The following is a 20,713-nucleotide window of genomic DNA, read 5'->3' on the forward strand; positions in this document are numbered from 1 at the left end:
CTACCCATCCTACGACGCTCACATTAGTGACGGCGTAAATCACCCCGCCTTCCTCTGCCGCGCCGTCGACCGCTGCGTCTTCTTCGCAGCCCGCTGCCGCCTCGTCACCCGGCGCGCATGCGACTTCGCTGCCGCCTTCTTCCCGCCACGTCCCTTCAGGCTCTGCTTCAGCGCATCCATCAGGCTGACGACGTTGCTCGGGCGTTCCTCTCGCTCCGGTAACGCGATCGTCTTGCCGCTGGCCTTGCGCTTCACCAGGGTCTTCAGGGCCGTCTCGTACTCGTCCTTGAACTTGCTCGGGTCGAAGTGGGCGGCCTTGGTGTGCAGGATGTGCCCTGCGAGCTCGACCATGTCCTTGGTGATTTTCGGGCTTTTGATGTCGTCGAAGAACTCGTCCGCGTCACGCAGCTCGTAGGGAAAGCGCAAGGTCGTACCGAGCAGGCCCTTGCCGAGCGGCTCGATCGCGATGATGTGCTCCCGATTGGTCAGCACGATCTTTGCGAGCGCCACGCGGTCCTGATCCTTCATGGCGTCGCGGATCACGGCAAACGCATCCGCCGCGGCCTTGCCTTCGGGCGCGATGTAATAGGGGTGGTTGAGGTAGCGCTGGTCGATCTCCTCGCTCGGCACGAAGCTTTCGATGTCGATGGTGTGGTTGCTCTCGATCTGCACCGCCTCGAGCTCCTCCGGCTCGATCTCGACATATCTGCCCTTGCGGAGCTCGTAGCCGCGTCCCTTCTGGTCGCTCTCGACGACATCGCCGGTCTCGGAATCCACCATCTGCTGCTTGAGCCGATTGCCGGTCTCGCGATTGATCATGTGAAAGCGGGTCTTCTCGGCCGTCGTGGTCGCGGGGTAGAGCACGACCGGGCAGCTGACCAGCGACAGCTTCAACGTTCCCTTCCAATAGGCGCGCGGGGCCATTCCATTCTCCAGTGATTTCAAGGCTTTTCAGGAACTCCAACCGGGCCCCCGGGTTTTGGTTCCGATGGAGACTTTTGCCGTGATAGGCTTCAAAGCGACGAGAGAATGCGGGACCGGTCGTGCTGCGAAAACTTTCCACCTACCGACAGAAACGCGACTTTGAAAAGACGCCAGAACCCTCGGGAAAGACGGCAGTCGCGCCGTCGAAGCAGCGTCGTTTCGTGATCCAGAAACATGACGCCACCCGGCTACATTACGACTTCCGCCTCGAATTCGACGGCGTCTTCAAGTCCTGGGCGGTCACGAAGGGGCCATCGCTCAATCCGCACGACAAGCGGCTGGCTGTCGAGGTCGAGGACCATCCGCTGGACTATGGCGATTTCGAAGGGACCATTCCCGAAGGCCAATATGGCGGCGGCACGGTCATGCTGTGGGACCGCGGCACCTGGGAATCCGATGATCCCCAGGCCGGTTTCAAGAAGGGCGATCTCAAGTTCACGCTTCACGGCGACAAGCTGCACGGCAGCTGGGTGCTGGTGCGGATGCGGCATGATCGCGACGGCGGCAAGCGCACCAACTGGCTGCTGATCAAGCATCGCGACGAATATGCCAGCGAGGATGAGGATATTCTCAGCGAGGACAAGTCCGTTGCCTCTGGGCGTGCCATGGATCAGATCGCCGGCGGCAAGGGGCGTGCGCCGAAGCCCTTCATGCTGGCGAAGGGCAGAGGCAAGGCAGATGCCGTTTGGCAGTCGAACCGCGCCGAGGAGACGAAGGGGCGTACGGTCAAGGCTGCACCCCGCGCGGCGTTGAAGGCCGGAACGGTCCTCAAAACCAAGGGCGCGAAGAAGAAGGCTACGACGGCAACGAATGCCAGTCGGGTCTCTGAGATGCCGGACTTCGTCGCGCCACAGCTCTGTACGCCGGTCGAGCGTCCCCCGTCAGGCGATCGCTGGTGCCACGAGATCAAGTTCGACGGTTATCGCATGCAGCTCCGGGTCGAGAGCGGCAAGGCGACGCTGAAGACGCGGACGGGGCTCGACTGGACCGACAAGTTCGCCGCGATCGCGCAAGAGGCCGGCGCGCTGCCGGACGCCATGATCGATGGTGAGATCGTCGCGCTGGATCAAAGCGGCGCCCCAAATTTTTCGTCGCTGCAGGCCGCATTGTCCGACGGTAAGACCGAGGACCTGATCTTCTTTGCCTTCGATCTCTTGTTTGCCGAGGGCCTCGACTATCGCCGCTTGCCGCTCGGCGAGCGCAAGGCGCGGCTCAGGGAAATTCTGGCGGCACGCAAGCGCAAATCGAACCAGATCCGCTACGTCGAACATTTCGAGAGCGATGGCGACACGGTGCTGCAATCGGCCCTAAAGCTCGAGCTGGAAGGCATCGTCTCGAAGAAGCTCGATGCACCCTACCGCTCGGGGCGCACAGAAGGCTGGACCAAGACAAAGTCCCGCGCCGGTCAGGAGGTCGTGATCGGCGGCTGGAAGACGACGGCCGGGAAATTCCGCTCGCTGATGGCCGGCGTCTATCGCGGCGATCATCTCGCCTATGTCGGCATCGTCGGCACCGGTTTTGGCGCCGACAAGGTCAAGCGTATCATGCCGTTTCTGAAAGAGGCGGCGTCGAACGAAAGCCCGTTCGGCGGCAAGAATGCGCCGAAGAAGACGCGCGACGTGCACTGGGTCAGGCCCGAACTGGTGGCTGAGATCGAATTCGCCGGGTTCACTGCCGACGGCAATATCCGTCAGGCCGCCTTCAAGGGGCTGCGGCAGGACAAGCCGGCCGCGGAGGTTGAGGCGGAAACGCCTGCGGATACCGAGCTTGCCAAGCCCTCCGCCAGGAAGCGCGTTGCGGCGAAGCCTGCCAAAGCGAAGAGTACCGCCGAGGTGATGGGCGTCGTCATCTCGAAGCCCGACAAGGAGCTGTGGCCGGACGGCGGCGACGGCGAGGGGGTCACCAAGCTCGATCTCGCGCGCTATTTCGAAGCGGTCGGCGCCTGGATGATCGCGCATATCGAGGGGCGGCCATGCTCGATCTTGCGTGCCCCCGACGGCATCAATGGCGAAAAATTCTTCCAGCGCCATGCCATGCAGGGGACGTCGAGCCTGCTGGAACTCGCAAAGGTGTCCGGTGATCGCAAACCGTATTTGCAGATCGATCGCGTCGAGGGGCTTGCCGCGGTCGCGCAGATCGGCGGCGTCGAGCTGCATCCCTGGAATTGCGCGCCGGACGCCTATGACACGCCGGGCCGCCTGGTGTTCGACCTCGACCCCGCGCCTGACGTCAAATTTGCCGATGTCGTCGAAGCGGCAAAGGAGATGCGGCAGCGGCTCACCGATGTCGGCATGGAGAGCTTTTGCAAGACCACCGGTGGCAAGGGCCTGCACGTGGTGGTGCCGCTCCTCCATGGCGCGCGCGACAAGGTGAGCTGGAAGGAAGCCAAGGCGTTTGCGCAAGGCGTCTGCCAGTGGATGGCCGATGACGATCCCGAGCGCTATCTGCTCAACATGTCGAAGAAGCTCCGCAACGGAAAGATCTTTCTCGACTATCTGCGCAACGATCGCCTGTCGACGGCGGTGGCGCCGCTATCGCCGCGTGCACGCCATGGCGCGACCGTGTCGATGCCGGTCACGTGGCCGCAGGTGAAGGGCGATCTCGATCCGAAGAAATACACGGTGCGGACCGTGCCCGGCCTGCTGGCGCGGTCGAAGGCATGGGATGGCTATGACGATGCGGCCGCGTCGATCAAGACGGCGGCGAAGAAGCTTGCGGTGAAAGTGAAGTAGGTTCGCGCCACGAGCGCGGTTCTCGTAGGGTGGGCAAAGCGAAGCGTGCCCACGATATTTTTGCCGTCGAGCGTGAAGGTGGGCACGGCGCAAGTGCGCCTTTGCCCACCCTACGAAGTCTCGGCTAGATCCGCCCCAGCAATAGCAAGATCAGCAGGATGACGATGACGAGTCCGAGGCCGCCGCCGCCGTAATAGCCGGTGCCGTAGAACGGCCCGCCGCCGATGCCGCTAAAGCCGCCGAGCAGCGCGATAACCAAGATGATCAGAATGATCGTACCGATAGACATGCTAATCTCCTCCAGCCCTTTGTTGAAAGGGTCGTTGCACCTGTCCCGTTGTGCGAGGGCAACTTGCCGCAGGTTTTAAAGTTCCGGATTTGAAACGGGTCGACAGGTCCCGACTTGCATGGAACCTTTGACCGTCCGGCCGACATGACTATGTGAGAACAGTCAGCACAGGGCAGGGCCATGTCAGCACCGCTTGTCGTCTCCATTCCGCATCGTCTGGGCCGCGAGGAAGCCGTGCGCCGGCTCAAGACCGGGCTCGGCCGCGCCGCGGCGAGCATTCCCGTGATGCAGGTCGAAGAGGAGCGCTGGAGCGGCGATAGCATGAATTTCCGCATCCGCGCGCTCGGGCAGATCGCGAGCGGCCAGGTCGACGTTGCCGACGACCACGTCAAGGTTCAGGTGGTGTTGCCGTGGCTGTTGCAGCGCTTTGCCGAGATGGCGCAGGCGACCATCCGAAAGCGCGGACAATTGCTGCTGACCAAGGACGAGGGGAAATAGGCGTCAGGCGCGCGCGGGTTTCCGCGCGTGCCTGATGGCGCTTGCCGCGCGGCCCGCGATGACCGCCGCGGGAAGATCGCGGAAAGCTTGCGCGAGCGGCCATTCGTTGCCCGCAAAACCGGGCGCGGTGTAGCCGCTGATGTCGACGGTCGCGTCAAGACCCTCCAGCGTGGGCCACTCCCGCCCCGCTTGCGTGAAGGGCGCAAATTGCCGGCCGACCACGACGATCGCCGCAGCGCGGCCACGGGTGCGGGCAAACGCGATGACATGGTCCGCGTGTGTGCCGCGGACGTCGAGCGGCCGATAATCTCCCTGGGCGAAGACGTCGGCGAGCGCGTTGCGCAGCTTGAGCAGGTGCCGCGTCCAGGCCAGCTTGAGCTGCCCGTCCGGCCAGGTCTTGATCAGACCACCCCAGTCCGGCGTTTCCATCGACGCCAGCGCCATTTGGCGCGAAGCAAAATCCACCGGGCGGCGGTTGTCCGGGTCGACCAGCGACAGGTCCCAGTATTCGGTGCCCTGATAGAAATCGGGCACGCCCGGCAGCGTCGCCTTCAGCGTCAGCTGGCTCAGCGAGTTCAGCGCCCCGAGCAACGCGACGCGGCGGGCGAGGGTCCGGAGCGCCTCCAGGAATTCACCGGACAGCGCAGGATCCAGGATCTTCTCGATGAAGCCCTTTACGCCGTCCTCATAGGTTTCATGCGGATTGAGCCAACTCGTCTCTTCCTTGCCCTCGCGCGCCGCCTTCAACGCATAGGCCTGGATGCGCGCGACGAAGCCGGCATCGGCCGGCCCTTGGAGCGGCCACGCGCCGAGAAGGGTCTGGTAGAGCATGTACTCGAAGGTTGCCGAGGGGGCGCGCAGATTGCCGTGCAGCGCAAGGTGCGGCGCGTTCAGCACCTTCCACCGCGCCACTGCGCTGGTCCATTCGCCGGGAATTTCGCTTAAGCCCGCGATCCGCGCACGTGCATCCTCGCCGCGCTTGGTGTCGTGGGTGGCCGTTGCCGTCATCCCTTGCGGCCATTCCCTGGCGCGGGCCCGCATCGCCTCGTGGAAGGCGGGAATGGTGAGGCCTTGGCTGGCGGGATCGCCACCGACCTCGTTCAATGCCAGCAGCCGGTGGAATTGATAGAACGCCGTGTCCTCCAGCGATTTCGCCATCATCGGCCCGGTGAACTGCTGCACCTTCAGCGCGAAGCGGCGCACGCGTGGGGCGCTGTGCGGCGGGCGGCCTGGCTTGAGCAGATCCATCGTCAGCGCATCGCGCAAGAAGTCGAAAATGCCGTCGTCGGCGGCGAACCATTCGGCGCGGGCGCGCTCGATGGTGTCGTCGATCAGCTTTCGGTCGAGCGCAGTCGGGCCGCTATGCGTCAGGTATGTGCGATAGACCGGGAAGTGCAGCACGTACAGTTCCAGTGCCTGCCGCAGGCTGTCGGCGGAGAAGTCGCGGGTCGAGTAATGCCCGTTGGCGATACGCGCGAGCAGCCGCGTCAGCACGGTGAATTCGCTGGTCAGCAGCGTCTCCAGCACGCGCCTTTTGGCGTCCTTGACGTAGGGCGCGAGCCGCGGCGACCGGTTGCTGATCTGCCGCCAGGTCTCGTCCAGCGCCTCCAACCCTTTGGCGTCGATCAGCACCTGGGTGATGGCGTTCATCCATTCGTAGCCGGTGGTGCCCTGAACGCCGGCGAAGTGCGGCAGCTTTTCGTGCTCGCACAGGATCTTTTCGATCACCGTGTAGAACGGCTTCGTTGCGCCTTGCGCGTCGCGCACCAGCCGCCGCAACCGCTGACAATATTGCGCGGGATCGCGCAGGCCGTCGATGTGATCGAGGCGGATGCCCTGCAGCTTGCCCTCGGCGACGATTTGCTTCACCAGCCGGTGCGTGGCGGCAAACGTGCTCGGATCCTCGACGCGCAGACCTGCGAGCCCGTTGACGTCGAAGAAGCGGCGATAGTTGATGTCGCTGGAGGCAAGCCGCCAGTGGCCGAGCTTGTAGTGCTGCCGCTCCAGCAGATGATGCAGCGCCAGCGTCTGCGCCGGGCGATCCTTGGCGGCGCGATAGGCGGCGAGGCCATGGGTGATGATGTCGGCGCTGCCTGCGATCTCCTTCAGCTCGGCCTTGAAGCCGGGTGCCTCCTTGCGGTTCGGCCGGCGCAGGCCCGTGTAGCGGGCGGCAAGTGAAAGCAGGCGTTTGCCGGCGACGGTATCGGCGGCGTCCGCTTCCTTCACGATCACGCGCAGCATTTCGCCATAGCGCTCCGGCGCGATCGGAAGGCGATGTTCGAAGTACCAGGCCGAAAAACTGCCTTCGTCCGCGTCGTAGCGCAGCTCGATCTCGCCGCGCTCGAGCGCTTCGCCATAGGGCGAGCCGAGGATCGGCAGCAGCACGCCGCCGCGGGCGCGGTGCGGCAGCAGGTCCCAGTCGATATCGAAGGCGACCGCGTGCGGTGAGGTCTGGCCCCATTCCAGCACGTCGAGCCACCAGGGATTGTCGGCAAAGTGTACGCCAACATGGTTCGGCACGAAGTCGATGATGAGGCCGAGATCGTTCTCTCTAAGCGCTTCGCTCAGCCGCGCAAAGCCGGCCTCGCCGCCAAGCTCTGGATTGAACTGGCTGTGATCGACGGTGTCGTAGCCGTGGGTCGAGCCCTTGCGCGCCTTCATCACCGGCGAGGCGTAGAGATGCGTGACCCCCAGCGCCTTCAGATAAGGCACCACCGCGGCGGCTTTGTCGAAGTCGAAATCCGCGGTGAGCTGAAGCCGGTAAGTCGCGAGAGGAATCGCGGAAGGCATATCAACCTCCGAGATGCCAGAGCACCGACCACGGCGTGAGCCGATTGTCACTTGCGGTGCCCCAGAGCGGCGCGCCTGCATGTCCGTTGGAATAAATGATGTCCTTGTCCGACAGATTGGCCGTCAGGCGCAGCGTCGTGCCGTCACCCATGCGCCAATGCGCGGTGAGCAGGCCATTATCGGCCGCCTCGGCATCGCCGAAGCGCGCGCCCTTCAGGCGCGGCATAATCTCCTTGCTCCGAAGCGTGAGCAGCTCACGCACCAGCGCCAGCCGCGCATCCTGCGCCGGCGTGCGGCCGGCCCAGTCGAGCACGGCCGATTGCGGCGTGGCGGGATCGAGCGGATCGGGCACCTCGTCGCCGTATTTGTCGTAGGCCCAGGCATATTCCTGCTTGCGCCCGTTGCGCACGGCGTCGGCAAGGCCGCCCTGGAAATCGCAGAAGAACGGGAAGGGCACGGTCGAGCCCCATTCCTCGCCCTGGAACAGCATTGGCACCATCGGCGCCAGCAGCGTCACCGCGAGTGCGGCCTCGATCTGCCGTGGCGGTGCCAGGCTTTCCAACCGGTCGCCAAGCGGGCGGTTGCCGATCTGGTCGTGGTTCTGCAGGAAGTTGACGAAGGTCGCCGGCGGCAGCTCGCCGCTGGCCTCGCCGCGTGGCTTCTTGCCCCAGAATTCCGAGATCTCGCCCTGATAGACGAAGCCCGAGGCGAGCGCGCGGGCCAGATCCATGCGCGGCGTCTGATAGTCCGCGTAATAGCCGGCGAGCTCGCCGGTCAGCATCACATGCCAGGCGTGGTGATAATCATCGTTCCACTGCGCGCGATATTTGCCGTTCGGCGGCTCCTGCGCCGCATCGAGCAGGCTGGCGCGGTTGTCGCCGTTCTCCAGCACCAGATGAATGTGCCGCCCGGTGGCCTTGGCGAGCTCGCCTACGGCAGCGCTGAGGTCGTGCAGCATCGACTGCTCGCCGGGGATCGCCATGATGTGGTTGGCAGCGTCCAGCCTCAACCCGTCGAAACGGTAGTCGCTGAGCCAGGACAACGCATTCTCGATCGCGAACGCTCGCACCTGAGGCACGCGATAATCGATCGCGCTGCCCCAGGGCGTGTGCGCGTCGGTGAAGAAGGTCGGTGCGTAGCGGCCGAGATAATTCCCTTCGGGCCCGAAATGATTGTAGACGACGTCGAGAAACACCATCAGCCCGCGCAGATGGGCTTCGTCGATCAGCGCCTTCAGTTGTTCGGGCCGACCATAAGCGCTGTCGGGCGCATACCACAGCACGCCGTCATAGCCCCAGCCGCGGCCGCCGGCGAAATCGGCCAGCGGCATGAGTTCGAGCGCGGTGATGCCGGTCGCGACGAGATGATCGAGCTTGCCGATCATGGCGCGGTAGGTGCCATCGTTCGTGAAGGTGCCGACATGGGTCTCGAGCAGCACGGCCTCTTCCCAAGGGCGGCCGCGCCAATCCCTGGCGCGCCACGCGAAGGAATCGTGGTCGATCACTTCGCTCGCGCCGAACACGTCCTCCGGCTGGAACGCGGATGCGGGATCAGGCACGTCGATCTCGTCGTCGATCCTGAATTTGTAGGTGCTGCCGACCGGCAGGCCGGCGATCTCGGCGACATACCAGCCATCCTGCCGGCGCTGCATGGCGTGTCGTCGGTCGAGCAGGAGATCGACCCGACGCGCGCCGGGCGCCCACAAACGAAACGAGACGCCGTCCCTGGTCGGCTTCGCCCCGAAGGATGGCCTCATAGCGCCCCCGCGAAGGCGAGCACGGAGCGCGGCGGCGCCTTGCTGTCGCTTCCGGGCAGGAAATCAATGCTGTTCAGCTTGGCATCCGTCGTGTTCAGGATCTGCTGCCAGCTTTTGTATTCGGGCATTTTCGGCAATTTGAATGCGATCTCTTCGGGGGCGGCGTTCAGTACGATAAAGATCGCCGCGCTGCCCGGTTCCATCGGCCCCATCACATAAGAGAGAAACCGGCCATCGGGAAATGTCCAGTCGCTCTCCGTCATCTCGTCGCCCGCGGGGGTCAGCCACAGCGCGCCGTAGGAGATGCCGTCCTTGGGCCGGCCATCGAGCCAGCGATGGCTGCGCAGCTGCGAGAACTTCTGGCGGATGCCGGCGAGATCGGCGACGAAATCGACCATGTCGTCGCCGTCCTTGCCGAGATTGTCCCAGCCGACCCAGCCGACCTCGTTGTCCTGGCAATAGGCGTTGTTGTTGCCGGACTGCGTATTGCCGACCTCGTCGCCGGCGAGGATCAGGGGAATGCCCTGCGCCAGCATCAGGCAGGCCAGCACATTCTTGCGCAGCTGCCGCCGCAGGCTGAGGATATTGGGATCGTCGGTCGGGCCTTCGACGCCGCAATTGTTGCTGTGGTTGTCGTTCGAGCCGTCGCGATTGTCCTCGCCGTTGGCCTCGTTATGCTTCTCGTTGTAGCTGAAGAGGTCGGCCAGCGTGAAACCATCATGCACGGTGATGTGGTTGATGCTGGCACGGGGGCGCCGTCCGTCATGGTTGAACAGGTCGGAGGACGCCGTCATGCGGCTGGAGATGTCGCCGATCAGGCTGCCTTCTCCGCTCCAGTAGCGGCGCATGGCGCTACGATAGCGGTCGTTCCACTCCGACCATTGCGAGGGGAAGGCGCCGACCTGGTAGCCGCCGAGGCCGAGGTCCCATGGTTCGGCAACGAGCTTGACGGTCGCGAGCACCGGGTCCTGCCGGATCGCGGTGAGGAACGAGATGCCGCGATCATAGCCGTTCGGCCCGCGCGCGAGCGTCGTGGCGAGGTCGAAACGGAAGCCGTCGACGTGGCAGACCTCGACCCAGTAGCGCAGTGAATCCATCACCATCTGCAGCACGCGCGGATGAGTGAGGTTGACCGACGAGCCGCAGCCGGTGAAGTCGTCGTAATAGCGCGGGTTCTCGCGATTCAGCCAGTAGTAGGAGGCATTGTCGATGCCGCGATAGCACAGCGTCGGGCCGAGATGATTGCCTTCGGCGGTATGGTTGTAGACGACGTCGAGCATCACCTCGATGCCGGCATCGTGCAGCCGCGCCACAGTGGTGCGGAAGGAATCGAGCGCGTTGTCCTGGGCATAGCGCTGCTCCGGCGCAAAGAAGGACAGCGTATTGTAGCCCCAGTAATTGGCGAGCTTCTTCTCCACCAGCACGCGGTCGTCGACGAAGGCATGGATCGGCAGCAGCTCGACCGTGGTGACGCCGAGCTTCTTCAGATGCTCGATCATCGCCGGAGAGGACAGGCCGCCATAGGTGCCACGCAAATTCGGCGGCACGTCGTCGCGCTTCTGCGTCAGTCCCTTGACGTGAGCCTCGTAGATGATGGTGTCTTCCCAGGGGATGTTGGGCCGGATCTCGCGGCGGCCCCAGTTGAAGGTCTCGTCGACGACGACACCCTTGGGCATGCCGCGCGCATTGTCGCGCCGATCGAACGACAGATCCTCGCGCGCCGAGCCGGTACGGTAGGCGAAATGCGCGTCACTCCAGACGAGCCGCCCCGAGAGCCGCTTGGCGTAGGGATCGAGCAGCAGCTTGTTGGCGTTGAAGCGGTGGCCGTGCTCGGGCTCGTAGGGGCCGTGCACGCGATAGCCGTAGAGCTGGCCCGGCGAAACGTCGTTGAGATAGCCGTGCCAGACGTCCTCGGTGCGCTCCGGCAGCTCGATCCGTTCGAGCTCGCGCCGGCCCTGGCTGTCGAACAGGCACAGCTCGACCTTCTGCGCGTTGGCGGAAAACAGCGCAAAATTGGTGCCGCGTCCGTCCCAGCTTGCACCGAGGCGTGCGGGCGATCCGGCAGTCAGGCGCATGTGTCAGCTTTCCGGAACGAGGAAGATCGCAGCGAGCGGCGGAATGGTGAGGCGGAGCTCGGGCGCCTTGCCGTCAACGGTCTGGACCTCGCCGATGTTCCCGACATTGGTGCCGCCATAATGGGCGGAGTCCGAATTGAACACCTCTTTCCACTTGCCGGCGAAGGGGACGCGGACGCGGTAGTTGCGGTAGACGTTGGGTGAGAAGTTGACGATCACCAGGCACCGCGCGTGCTCGTCAAATCCCTTGCGCAGCCAGGCAAACACGTTGCGGTTGGCGTCGTCCGTGATCAGCCATTCGAAGCCGGCCTGGTCGCAATCCATCTGGTGCAGCGCCGGCACGGCGCGATAGATCCGGTTGAGATCGCGGATCAGCGCCTGGATGCCCGAATGATATTTATACTCGAGCAGGTGCCAGTCGAGCGACTGGTCGTGATTCCACTCGCGGCTCTGCGCGATCTCGGCCCCCATGAACAGCAGCTTCTTGCCGGGATGGCCGAACATGAAGCTGTAATAGGCGCGCAAGTTCGCGAAGCGCTGCCATTCGTCGCCGGGCATGCGGCCGAGCAGCGAGCGCTTTCCGTGCACCACCTCGTCATGCGACAGCGGCAGGATGAAATTCTCGGAGAACGCGTAGTGCAGGCCGAACAGGATCTCGCCGTGATGATGCTTGCGATGGATCGGATCCTTGCTGATGTAATTCAGCGTGTCGTGCATCCAGCCCATGTTCCACTTGTAGCCGAAGCCGAGCCCGCCGAACTCGACCGGGCGCGAGACCTGCGGCCATGCGGTGGATTCTTCGGCGGCCGTGGTCGCCTGCGGAAAGCGGGCGAACAATTCCGTGTTGAAGCGGCGCAGAAAGTTGATGGCCTCGATGTTCTCGCGGCCGCCATACTGGTTCGGAATCCAGGCGCCGGGCGGGCGGCTGTAGTCGAGATAGAGCATGGACGCCACTGCATCGACGCGCAGGCCGTCGATGGCGTAGCGCTCCAGCCAGAACAGCGCGTTCGACACCAGGAAGTTGGTCACTTCGGTGCGGCCGTAATTGTAGATCAGCGTGCCCCAATCGAGGTGGCGGCCCTGCAGCGGATTGGCGTGCTCGTAGAGCGAGGTGCCGTCAAAGCTGCCGAGCCCGTGCGGATCATCCGGGAAATGACCGGGCACCCAGTCGAGCAGCACGGCGATGCCCTCGCGATGGCAGGCGTCGATGAGCGCGGCGAAATCCTCCGGCGTACCGAAGCGGCTGGTCGGCGCGTAGAGGCCGGTCGGCTGATAGCCCCATGAGCCGTCGAAAGGGTGTTCGCTCACCGGCAGGAATTCGAGATGGGTGAAGCCCATGTCGCGGGCGTAGGCCGGCAGCTGCTCGGCCAGCTCGCGATAGGTCAGCCATTCGTCGCCGTTCTTGCGTCGCCACGATCCGAGATGGACCTCGTAGATCGACATCGGCGCCGACAGCGCGTTGATGCCGTCGGGCGCAGGACGTGGCCGCGGCAGATGCGCTTCGTCGAACACGATCGAAGCCGTCTTCGGCCGCACCTCGCTCGCAAACGCCAAGGGATCGGATTTCAGCGGCAGCAGATGGCCGTGTGGTCCGATGATCTCGAATTTGTAATGGTCGCCGGCCTTGGCGTTCGGGATGAACAATTCCCAATAGCCGGCGCCGCGCACCCGCATGGGATGACGCCGCCCGTCCCAGAAATTGAAGTCACCGACCACGGAGACGCGTCGCGCATTCGGCGCCAGCACGACGAAGCCGATGCCGTCGATGCCTTCGAGCCGCATCGGATGCGCGCCAAGCTTGTCGTAGATGCGCTGATGGGTGCCTTCGCCGAGCAGATAGAGGTCGAAATCGGTCAGGATCGGCGGGAAGCGGTAGGCATCCTCGAACTCGACGACGTTGTCGCCGAATTTGGCGCGGAGCTGGTAGTGCCTGGAGCCGTTGGGCAGGGCGCCGATGAACAGGCCTGAATCGTGGACCCGATCGAGCTTTGCCACCTCGCCGTGCTCGCCGATGGCCTCGACATTGGAGGCCTCGGGCAGGAAGGCACGCACCACGCTCTTGTCCCCCTCGGGGTGCAGCCCGAGATAGTGGAAGGGGTCGGAATGGCGGCCCTCGATGATCGCGTAGGCTTCGGCTGGCAGTTTAGGCATGGGCTTCGCTCTCGGCACTGGACAGAATGCGAAGCAGGCCGGTCAGCGGCGCATTGAGCCCCTCCGGCCGGTGGGACAGCTCGTACTCTACCTCGTCGAACGCTTGATCAAGCAGGAAAAACCTTAACATGCTTTCCGCGGAATGGTTCTCTTGCGGCCAAAGCCGCCGATCGGTCATGGCCTCGCGATAGGCGGACAGGAAGGTCGCAGTGGCGTGTTCGCGCCATTCGCTGAGCGCGGCCGCCAGGCGGCCCTGCTCGTCGCTGCCTCCGGACAGGGCCCGATGAAGTGCGGCGTTAACCGAAAGATCAATCGATCGGATCAGTCCCGCCACGTCGCGCGCGGCAGGCAGCTTGCGCCGCTTGTCGGCCAGAGCGAGATGCGGATCGCCGTCGAAATCGATGATGAAGATGTCGTCCTTCACGATCAGAGTTTGCCCCAGGCGGAAGTCGCCATGATGACGGATGTTCAACCCACCGATGTCGGATGGCAAGAGCGCATTGATGTGGTCCGGCAGGGTCGCGCGTACCGCGACCAGTTGGTCGATCAGGGGCCTGTCGCCCTCGCGCAGGCCATCCCGGCTGTCGGCGAGCCGGTCGAAGACCCGCTCGGCGCGCGCCTTGAGATCCGAGGTCCAGCGCTTGATGTGCGCAGGACTGACCGGCTCCGGCGCGAGATCGGCGGCCTTTGCGGCGGCCAGGGCCACGTGCAGCTCGGCGAGCCGCCGGCCGGTCTGCGCGATGAAGTGCAGATAGGGCGCCTGCTCCTGGGTCACCCGGGGCATGTCGTCCACCGGCCCCAGCCGCTGCTCATCGATGTAGCGGTCGAGATAGCCCGTGGTCACGGTCCAGCCGTCGCCCTGGTTTTCGACATAGGCGTGCAAGACGCCGATCGCGCTGCGGCTATTGCCTTCGACCAGCTCGACGCTGCCAAGCAGCGCCGGCGCATTGGCGAAGCGGGCGATCTCGGTCAGGTAACTGCCGATCTCGATCTCGGGATTGATGCCGCTCTCGAGCTGGCGATGGATTTTTGCGACATACTGGTTGTCGACCAGGGCCGTGCTGTTCGACTGCTCGACCGCGCGGATACGCGCCGGCTCCTTGATCGTGTATTCGGCGAATCGGCTGGTCGGCTTGAATTCGAGCCGGAGATTGTTCTCGTCCACCACGAGGTTCTGCGACAAGCCTCGCAGGAACAGCCCGATGAAGATCTGGTCGGTGGCGACGTCGAGCAGCGTGCCTTCGCGCGCGCCTTGACGCACGGCGGCGAGCGCCTTCGGGTTGAAACGCTCGCGGTCGAAGCGCACCCATTCGATCTGCATCGGCAGCACGTAGCGCGTCGTTACGTCGTCCTGCGTCGTCTCGAAGAAGGCGATCCAGGGCCGGTTGTCGCCGATTTCGCTGAACGGCACCGCCGAGGTCAGCGTGGCCTGGATGTGCTTGGGATTGTGCTCGGGGTACCAGCGCGTCCGCGACAGGAAGCCCGGCAGCACGTCGCGCTCGAACACGCCGCGCTCGCGCGCCAGCGACACCCAGTTCGAATTGACCGGCACCACCAGCGTCTCGAACTCCGGCACCGCGCGTGGCACGACCGGCTCGGACTTGTCGCGCTCGGTGAGCTGGAACCAGTAGAAGCCGTACGGCCCCAGCGTGATCATGTAGGGCAACTCGCCGATCGGCGGGAAGCGCGTGCGGCCGAGCATCTCCTGCGGAATGCGGTCCTTCCACGGCGTCAGGTCGAGTTCGGTCGCCTGCGCCGCGCGCGACAAATTGGCGACGCACAGGATGACCTCGTCGCGATATTGCCGGACATAGGCGAGCACGGACCGGTTGGCCGGGCGGATGAACGTCATGGTGCCGCGGCCGAAAGCCAGCGTCGATTTACGCACCGAGATCAGCCGCTTGGTAGCGTTGAGCTGCGACGACAGGCTGCGCGACTGCGCCTCCACGTTGACCGACTCGTAGCCGTAAACGGGGTCCATGATCAGCGGCGCATAAAGGCGGGCGGGATCGGCGCGCGAGAAGCCGCCGTTGCGGTCCGGGCTCCACTGCATCGGCGTGCGCACGCCGTTGCGGTCGCCGAGATAGATGTTGTCGCCCATCCCGATCTCGTCGCCGTAATAGATGATCGGCGTGCCGGGGAATGACAGCAGCAGCGAGTTCATCAGCTCGATCTTGCGCCGGTCGTTGTCCATCAGCGGCGCGAGACGCCTGCGGATGCCGACATTGATGCGCGCGCGCGGATCGTTGGCGTAGGTGGTCCAGAGGTAGTCGCGCTCGACGTCGGTGACCATCTCCAGCGTCAGCTCGTCGTGGTTGCGCAGGAACAGTGCCCATTGGCAGCTCGCGGGGATGTCCGGCGTCTGCCGCAGAATGTCGGTGATCGGGAAGCGGTCCTCCTGCGCGATCGCCATGTAGATGCGCGGCATCAGCGGGAAGTGGTAGGCCATGTGGCACTCGTCGCCACGGCCGAAATATTCCTGCACGTCCTCCGGCCATTGATTGGCCTCGGCCAGCAGCAGCTTTCCCTTGGAGTAGGCGTCAAGCTCCTGGCGCAGGCGCTTGATGATCGCATGCGTCTCGGGGAGGTTCTCGTTCGAGGTGCCCTCGCGCTCGCAGAGATAGGGAATCGCGTCCAGCCGGAAGCCGTCGACGCCGGCGTCGAGCCAGCGCTTCATCACCTGGATGATGGCGCTGACGACGCGCGGATTGTCGAAGTTGAGATCAGGCTGATGCGAGAAGAAGCGGTGCCAGTAGAATGCACCGGCCTCGGGATCCCAGGTCCAGTTGGATTTCTCGGTATCCGTGAAGATGATCCGCGTGCCCTGGTATTTCTGGTCGGTGTCGCTCCAGACATACCAGTCGCGGGCGCTCGAGCCGGCCGGGCTGCGGCGCGCGCGCTTGAACCAATTGTGCTGATCCGAGGTGTGGTTCACCACGAGCTCGGTGATGACGCGCAGGCCCCGCTTCTGCGCTTCCTGGATGAAGCGCTTGAAGTCCTTCATCGTCCCGAAATCGGGATTGACCGAGCCGTAGTCGGCGATGTCGTAGCCGTCGTCGCGGCCGGGCGAGGGGTAGAACGGCAGCAGCCACAGCGCAGTAACGCCGAGATCCTGCAGGTAAGGCAGCTTCTCGGTCAGCCCGGCGAAGTCACCGATGCCGTCATTGTTGCTGTCGGCAAAGGCCTTGACGTGGAGCTGGTAGATGATGGCGTCCTTGTACCAGAGCTCGTCCACGATCTCGGCAGCCTCGGCCTTCTTGGTGTCGACGGAAGACAAAACATTCATGGCGTGATCCTTACGCCAGGCAGCGGAAGAGCAGGGCCGGATCGCGGTCGGGATCGATACGCAGCCTGATCCCGCCCCATTCGATGCGGGACTGTTCGCCTGTCATGAGATTTTCAAGAGCGGAAACGTGGTGGCGTTCGCCGCCGACGTCGATGGTGAGGTCGCCGAGCGGCAACCAGAACTCGCGCACATGGCGCGAGAGGGCGATGACGGCAACGACGGTGTTGGCCGGTTCAGCCGCCTCCTTGGCGAAGGCGATGGTCTCGCCGTCATCGATGCCGAGGAAGCGCAGATTGGTGGTCTGCTGCAGCGCCGCGTTGTCGTTGCGGATGCGATTGAGCGCGGTGATGTAGGGCTTGATGTTGCCGGGCTTGTCCCAGTCGCGCTGGCGGATCTGGTATTTCTCGGAATCCTGATATTCTTCGCGGCCGGGAACGGCTTCGTGCTCCAGCAGCTCGAAGCCGCTATAGAGGCCGTAATTACCCGACAGCATGGCGGCGAGCGCCACGCGCGATTTGAACATCCAGACCTCACCGCTCTGGAGATGGTAGGGCAGCAGGTCCGGCGTATTGACGAACAGGTTCGCCCGATAGAAGTCCCGCTCGGGATAGCGCGAAAGCTCGCCGAGATACTGCTCCAGCTCCCATTTCGCCGTGCGCCAGGGGAAATAGCTGAAGGACTGCGCGAAGCCGAGCTTGGCGAGGCCCTTCATCAGCTTCGGTCGCGCAAAGGTCTTGGAGAACAGGATCACCTCGGGATGCCGCTGGCGAATGTCGCGGATCAGCCACTCCCAGAATGGCAATGGCGCGGTGTCATGATTGTCGATCGCGAAGATGGTGACGCCGTGGTCGATCCAGAACAGCATGGCATCGCGCAACGCATCCCACAGTCCGATCCGGTCGACGGAGGCGAAGTCGGGGATGACGATATCCGAATAGGGGCCGTCCGCCGACCGCACCGAACGGTCCGGCCGCCATTTGAACCATTCCGGGTGCTGCGTCAGCCAGGGATGATCCGGCGAGCATTGCACGGCGAAATCGAGCGCGAGCTCGAGGCCGTATTCCAGGCAGGTCGCCACCAGCGCGCGGAAGTCCTCGATGGTGCCGAGCTCGGGATGCAGCGCATCGTGTCCACCCTCGGCGGCGCCGATCGCATAGGGTGAGCCGGGCTCGCCCTCGGTTGCGACGGCCGCATTGTTGCGGCCCTTGCGGCGGGTGCGGCCGATCGGGTGGATCGGCGTGAAATACAGCACGTCAAAACCCATCGCGGCGATGTCGGGCACGCGCGCGATGCAGTCGCGGAGCGTGCCGTGCTGACCGGAGACCTGGCTCTGGCTGCGCGGCATCATCTGATACCAGGCGCCGAAGCGCGCGTTGTCGCGGTCGATGATCAGCGGGAAGTTCGCCGAGCGCGTCAGGTCGGGGCGCGCCTGGCTCTCGGCCATGGCTTCGCCGAGCTCAGTCGCCAGCAGCGGCGCTACATCGCCGCTGCCGAGATAGTTCTCGCATTGCCGGACGATCACGGCTGCGGCGTCCTGCCGCGCGCTGTGCGCCTTGGTCAGCAGACCCGCGCCCTCGATGGCATCGAGCGTGACGTCGCTGCCGGACAGCTGCTTGCGTTCGATGCCGTGACGCCAGGTGGCGAATTCGTCGGTCCAGGCCTCGATGGCATAGACATACTGGCCGGGCTCGACGGGCGTGAACGCGCCGGACCAGCGGTCATCGCCATGATGGGTCATGGTCTCGCGCCGCCAGTCGCGCTCCTGCTCGCCGCGCCAGACCAGCGCGGCGCTGATGCTGGCGTCGCCGTCGCGGTAGATGTCGGCCCACACCTCGACCCGGTCGCCCGCAATCCGCTTCACGGCAAAGCGGCCGCCATCGATCAACGGATAGATATCTTCGATGAGGAAAGCGCTGCCTGAAGCGGCACTCTCGACAGTTTGAATTGTCTTGTTCACGGTGATGCCATTGACAAGAGTGCAGGGGCCCGTTTCCCTTGTCGGGAACCTACGCTTGGTACCTATATAGAAAGCCGCTTGTGTGTCATTGGTTCCCCTGGGAACGGGAGGCGCGGTTTGTGAGTTAAGTGCGACTAACCTCTTCCGCGACCACGTTAAAATCGATGCCCCCGGCCTGAGAATGGCCTGCAAGCTGCGTGCCGAATGGACCTTTTAGCCCAAGCCCGGATCAAGGGCGTTCAATCCGAATTCATCGATGCCCTCGGAAAGCTGCGGACCACCGCGCCCGAGGCGCTCAAATCCATCCTCGACGCCCTGCCGGAGAAGCGGGTCTACCGCTTTGTCAGTGGGCCTGTCGTGGTTCGCGCGCTGGGCAATCCGCGGACCGAGCTCGCGGCCATCGGCGCGGCGCCGCTGCAATGGAAAATCACCGGCAATGGCAATGCCATCGCGCAAGGCGAGACGCGCGAGCCGGTGATCGCCTGGCCCGATGGCCTGCCGCTCGGCTATCACCGGCTGACGCTGACCGATGCCGCTGGTACGACGGAAGAGGTCCCGATGATCGTGGCGCCCGAGCGCGCCTTCGGCGGCGATTTCGACCGCGGCTGGCTGCTCGCCGTGCAGCTCTACAGCGTTCGCTCCGATCGCAATTGGGGCATCGGCGATTTCACCGATCTGGCCGGCCTGGTCAGGCTTGCCAAGCAACTCGGCGCCGACGGCGTCGGGCTCAATCCGCTGCATGTCCTGTTCGATAATCATCCGGCCGATTGCAGCCCCTATTCGCCGAACAGCCGGCTGTTTCTCAATCCACTTTACGTCGATGTCGAGGCCATACCGGAATTTTCAGCAGACCTGATCCCGGATGCGGCCGCGACCGCCGCGCGGCTGCGCGAAGGTGACCGGGTCCCTTATGCCGATATGGCGGCGCTGAAATGGCTGGGCTTGCGCGCAGCGTTTGACAGTTTCGTGAAAACCGCGAGCGGTGTCCGCCGCAACCAGTTCGATGCCTTCCGCGCCGACCGGGGGGCACTGCTGGCGCGCTTTGCCTGCTTCGAGGTGCTCCGCCACCGCTTCGTGTCGCCGTGGTGGGAATGGCCGGTGGAATGGCAGCAGCCGGACGATGCCAAATGCGCGGAGCTTCGCAACGGTGCCGACAAGCATGAGGTCGAGTTCGTCGAATTCGTGCAATGGACGGCAGATTCGCAATTGCACGCCGCCAAGGAGCTGTCGGTCGAGCTTGGCATGCGCGTGGGGCTCTATCTCGACGTTGCCGTCGGGGTACAGTCCAACGGCTTCGATGCCTGGAACGAGCAGACTGCGATCTCGCGCCACCTTGCGGTCGGCGCGCCGCCCGACGTGCTCAACACCGTCGGGCAGGATTGGGGCCTCGCCGGCTTCAATGCAGGCGGCCTGGAGGCGCAGTCCTTCGTGCCGTTCGCCAACATGGTGGCCGCCTCGATGCGGCACGCCGGCGCGATCCGGCTCGATCATGTGCTCGGACTGAAGCGGCTCTATTTGGTGCCGCGCGGCTTCAAGCCGGACAACGGCGCCTATGTGCAGATGCCGCTCGAGGCGCTGCTGGCCGCGGTCGTGCGCGAGAGCATCACCCATAAATGCGTTGTGATCGGCGAAGACCTTGGCACCGTGCCGGAAGGTTTTCGCGAGACCATGCAGGATTTCGGCATCTGGTCCTACCTCGTCATGATGTTCGAGCGCGACGATGCCGGCAATTTCCGCAACATCGACCATTACCGGCCGAACGCGCTGGTCACGCTGAACACGCATGATCTCTGTACCTATGCGGGCTGGCGCTCGTTCAGCGATCTCAAGATGAAGCGCTCGCTCGGGCTCGATCCCGGCGAGGACGACCAGGCGCGCTGGAATGCGCTCGGTGGTCTCGACCAGATCCTGCGCCAGAACGGCATCAACGCCAACGATCTCTATTCGGTGCTCAATTTCCTGTCGCGCACGCCGTCGCGGCTGCTCGCGGTGTCGATGGAGGATCTGCTCGGCGTGATCGACCAGCCGAACATTCCCGGCACCATCGACGAGCATCCGAACTGGCGCCAGCGCCTGCCCGTCGCGCTCGACAAGATCGCCTCGAAGGTCGATCTTGCGGCCTTGAAGGCCGCGACGCGGGAACGTTCGCTGCACGGCGGGAGTTGATCGACCGGGATTTCCAGGGCTCGTAAGAC

11 protein-coding genes are annotated in these 20,713 nt (G+C 64.3%); 3 read left to right on the forward strand and 8 right to left on the reverse strand.

Features of this window, described 5'->3' with window-relative positions; translation table 11 throughout:
• Positions 1-39 precede the first annotated feature (39 nt).
• Complete coding sequence (locus tag QA645_RS10705) at positions 40-924, reverse strand: Ku protein (RefSeq protein WP_283050076.1); 885 nt, start codon at positions 922-924, stop codon at positions 40-42.
• A 119-nt stretch (positions 925-1,043) separates the two neighbouring features.
• On the opposite strand from QA645_RS10705, the gene ligD reads away from it, so the two are divergent.
• On the forward strand, positions 1,044-3,716 hold the full coding sequence (ligD, locus tag QA645_RS10710; protein ID WP_283050077.1) for a DNA ligase D: 2,673 nt from the start codon (positions 1,044-1,046) through the stop codon (positions 3,714-3,716).
• A gap of 124 nt (positions 3,717-3,840) precedes the next feature.
• Here the strand turns inward: ligD and QA645_RS10715 are convergent, their stop codons facing one another.
• Positions 3,841-4,005, reverse strand: a complete 165-nt coding sequence (locus QA645_RS10715) for a DUF3309 family protein (RefSeq protein WP_007595743.1) — start codon at positions 4,003-4,005, stop codon at positions 3,841-3,843.
• 180 nt (positions 4,006-4,185) lie between these two features.
• On the opposite strand from QA645_RS10715, the gene QA645_RS10720 reads away from it, so the two are divergent.
• Positions 4,186-4,503: a polyhydroxyalkanoic acid system family protein gene (locus QA645_RS10720; protein WP_027529317.1), complete on the forward strand. Its 318-nt coding sequence runs from the start codon at positions 4,186-4,188 to the stop codon at positions 4,501-4,503.
• Positions 4,504-4,506: 3 nt separating this feature from the next.
• On the opposite strand, the gene treY is transcribed toward QA645_RS10720, so the two are convergent.
• Genes treY through QA645_RS10750 form a run of 6 tightly spaced genes read right to left on the reverse strand, consistent with a single transcriptional unit; the run spans position 4,507 to position 18,518 of the window.
• Complete coding sequence (gene treY, locus QA645_RS10725; RefSeq protein ID WP_283050079.1) at positions 4,507-7,293, reverse strand: malto-oligosyltrehalose synthase; 2,787 nt, start codon at positions 7,291-7,293, stop codon at positions 4,507-4,509.
• Between the two features lies 1 nt (position 7,294).
• Complete coding sequence (gene treZ / locus QA645_RS10730; RefSeq protein WP_283050080.1) at positions 7,295-9,049, reverse strand: malto-oligosyltrehalose trehalohydrolase; 1,755 nt, start codon at positions 9,047-9,049, stop codon at positions 7,295-7,297.
• A complete protein-coding gene (gene glgX, locus QA645_RS10735; RefSeq protein ID WP_254195045.1) occupies positions 9,046-11,124 on the reverse strand; it encodes a glycogen debranching protein GlgX in 2,079 nt (692 codons plus the stop codon). Before glgX ends, treZ begins: the two co-directional genes overlap by 4 nt.
• Positions 11,125-11,127: 3 nt before the next feature.
• Positions 11,128-13,275: a 1,4-alpha-glucan branching protein GlgB gene (gene glgB, locus QA645_RS10740; RefSeq protein WP_283050081.1), complete on the reverse strand. Its 2,148-nt coding sequence runs from the start codon at positions 13,273-13,275 to the stop codon at positions 11,128-11,130.
• Complete coding sequence (treS, locus tag QA645_RS10745; RefSeq protein ID WP_283050082.1) at positions 13,268-16,561, reverse strand: maltose alpha-D-glucosyltransferase; 3,294 nt, start codon at positions 16,559-16,561, stop codon at positions 13,268-13,270. The genes glgB and treS overlap by 8 nt, the downstream gene beginning before the upstream one ends.
• A 10-nt stretch (positions 16,562-16,571) precedes the next feature.
• Positions 16,572-18,518, reverse strand: coding sequence for a maltotransferase domain-containing protein (locus QA645_RS10750; RefSeq protein WP_283050083.1), 1,947 nt, complete (start codon positions 18,516-18,518; stop codon positions 16,572-16,574).
• Positions 18,519-18,722: 204 nt separating this feature from the next.
• Between QA645_RS10750 and malQ the strand changes: the two genes are divergently transcribed.
• On the forward strand, positions 18,723-20,684 hold the full coding sequence (gene malQ, locus QA645_RS10755) for a 4-alpha-glucanotransferase (protein WP_283050084.1): 1,962 nt from the start codon (positions 18,723-18,725) through the stop codon (positions 20,682-20,684).
• Positions 20,685-20,713 lie beyond the last annotated feature (29 nt).

Origin of the sequence: Bradyrhizobium sp. CIAT3101, assembly GCF_029714945.1 — a bacterium.
In the GTDB taxonomy this organism is placed as follows: Bacteria; Pseudomonadota; Alphaproteobacteria; order Rhizobiales; family Xanthobacteraceae; genus Bradyrhizobium.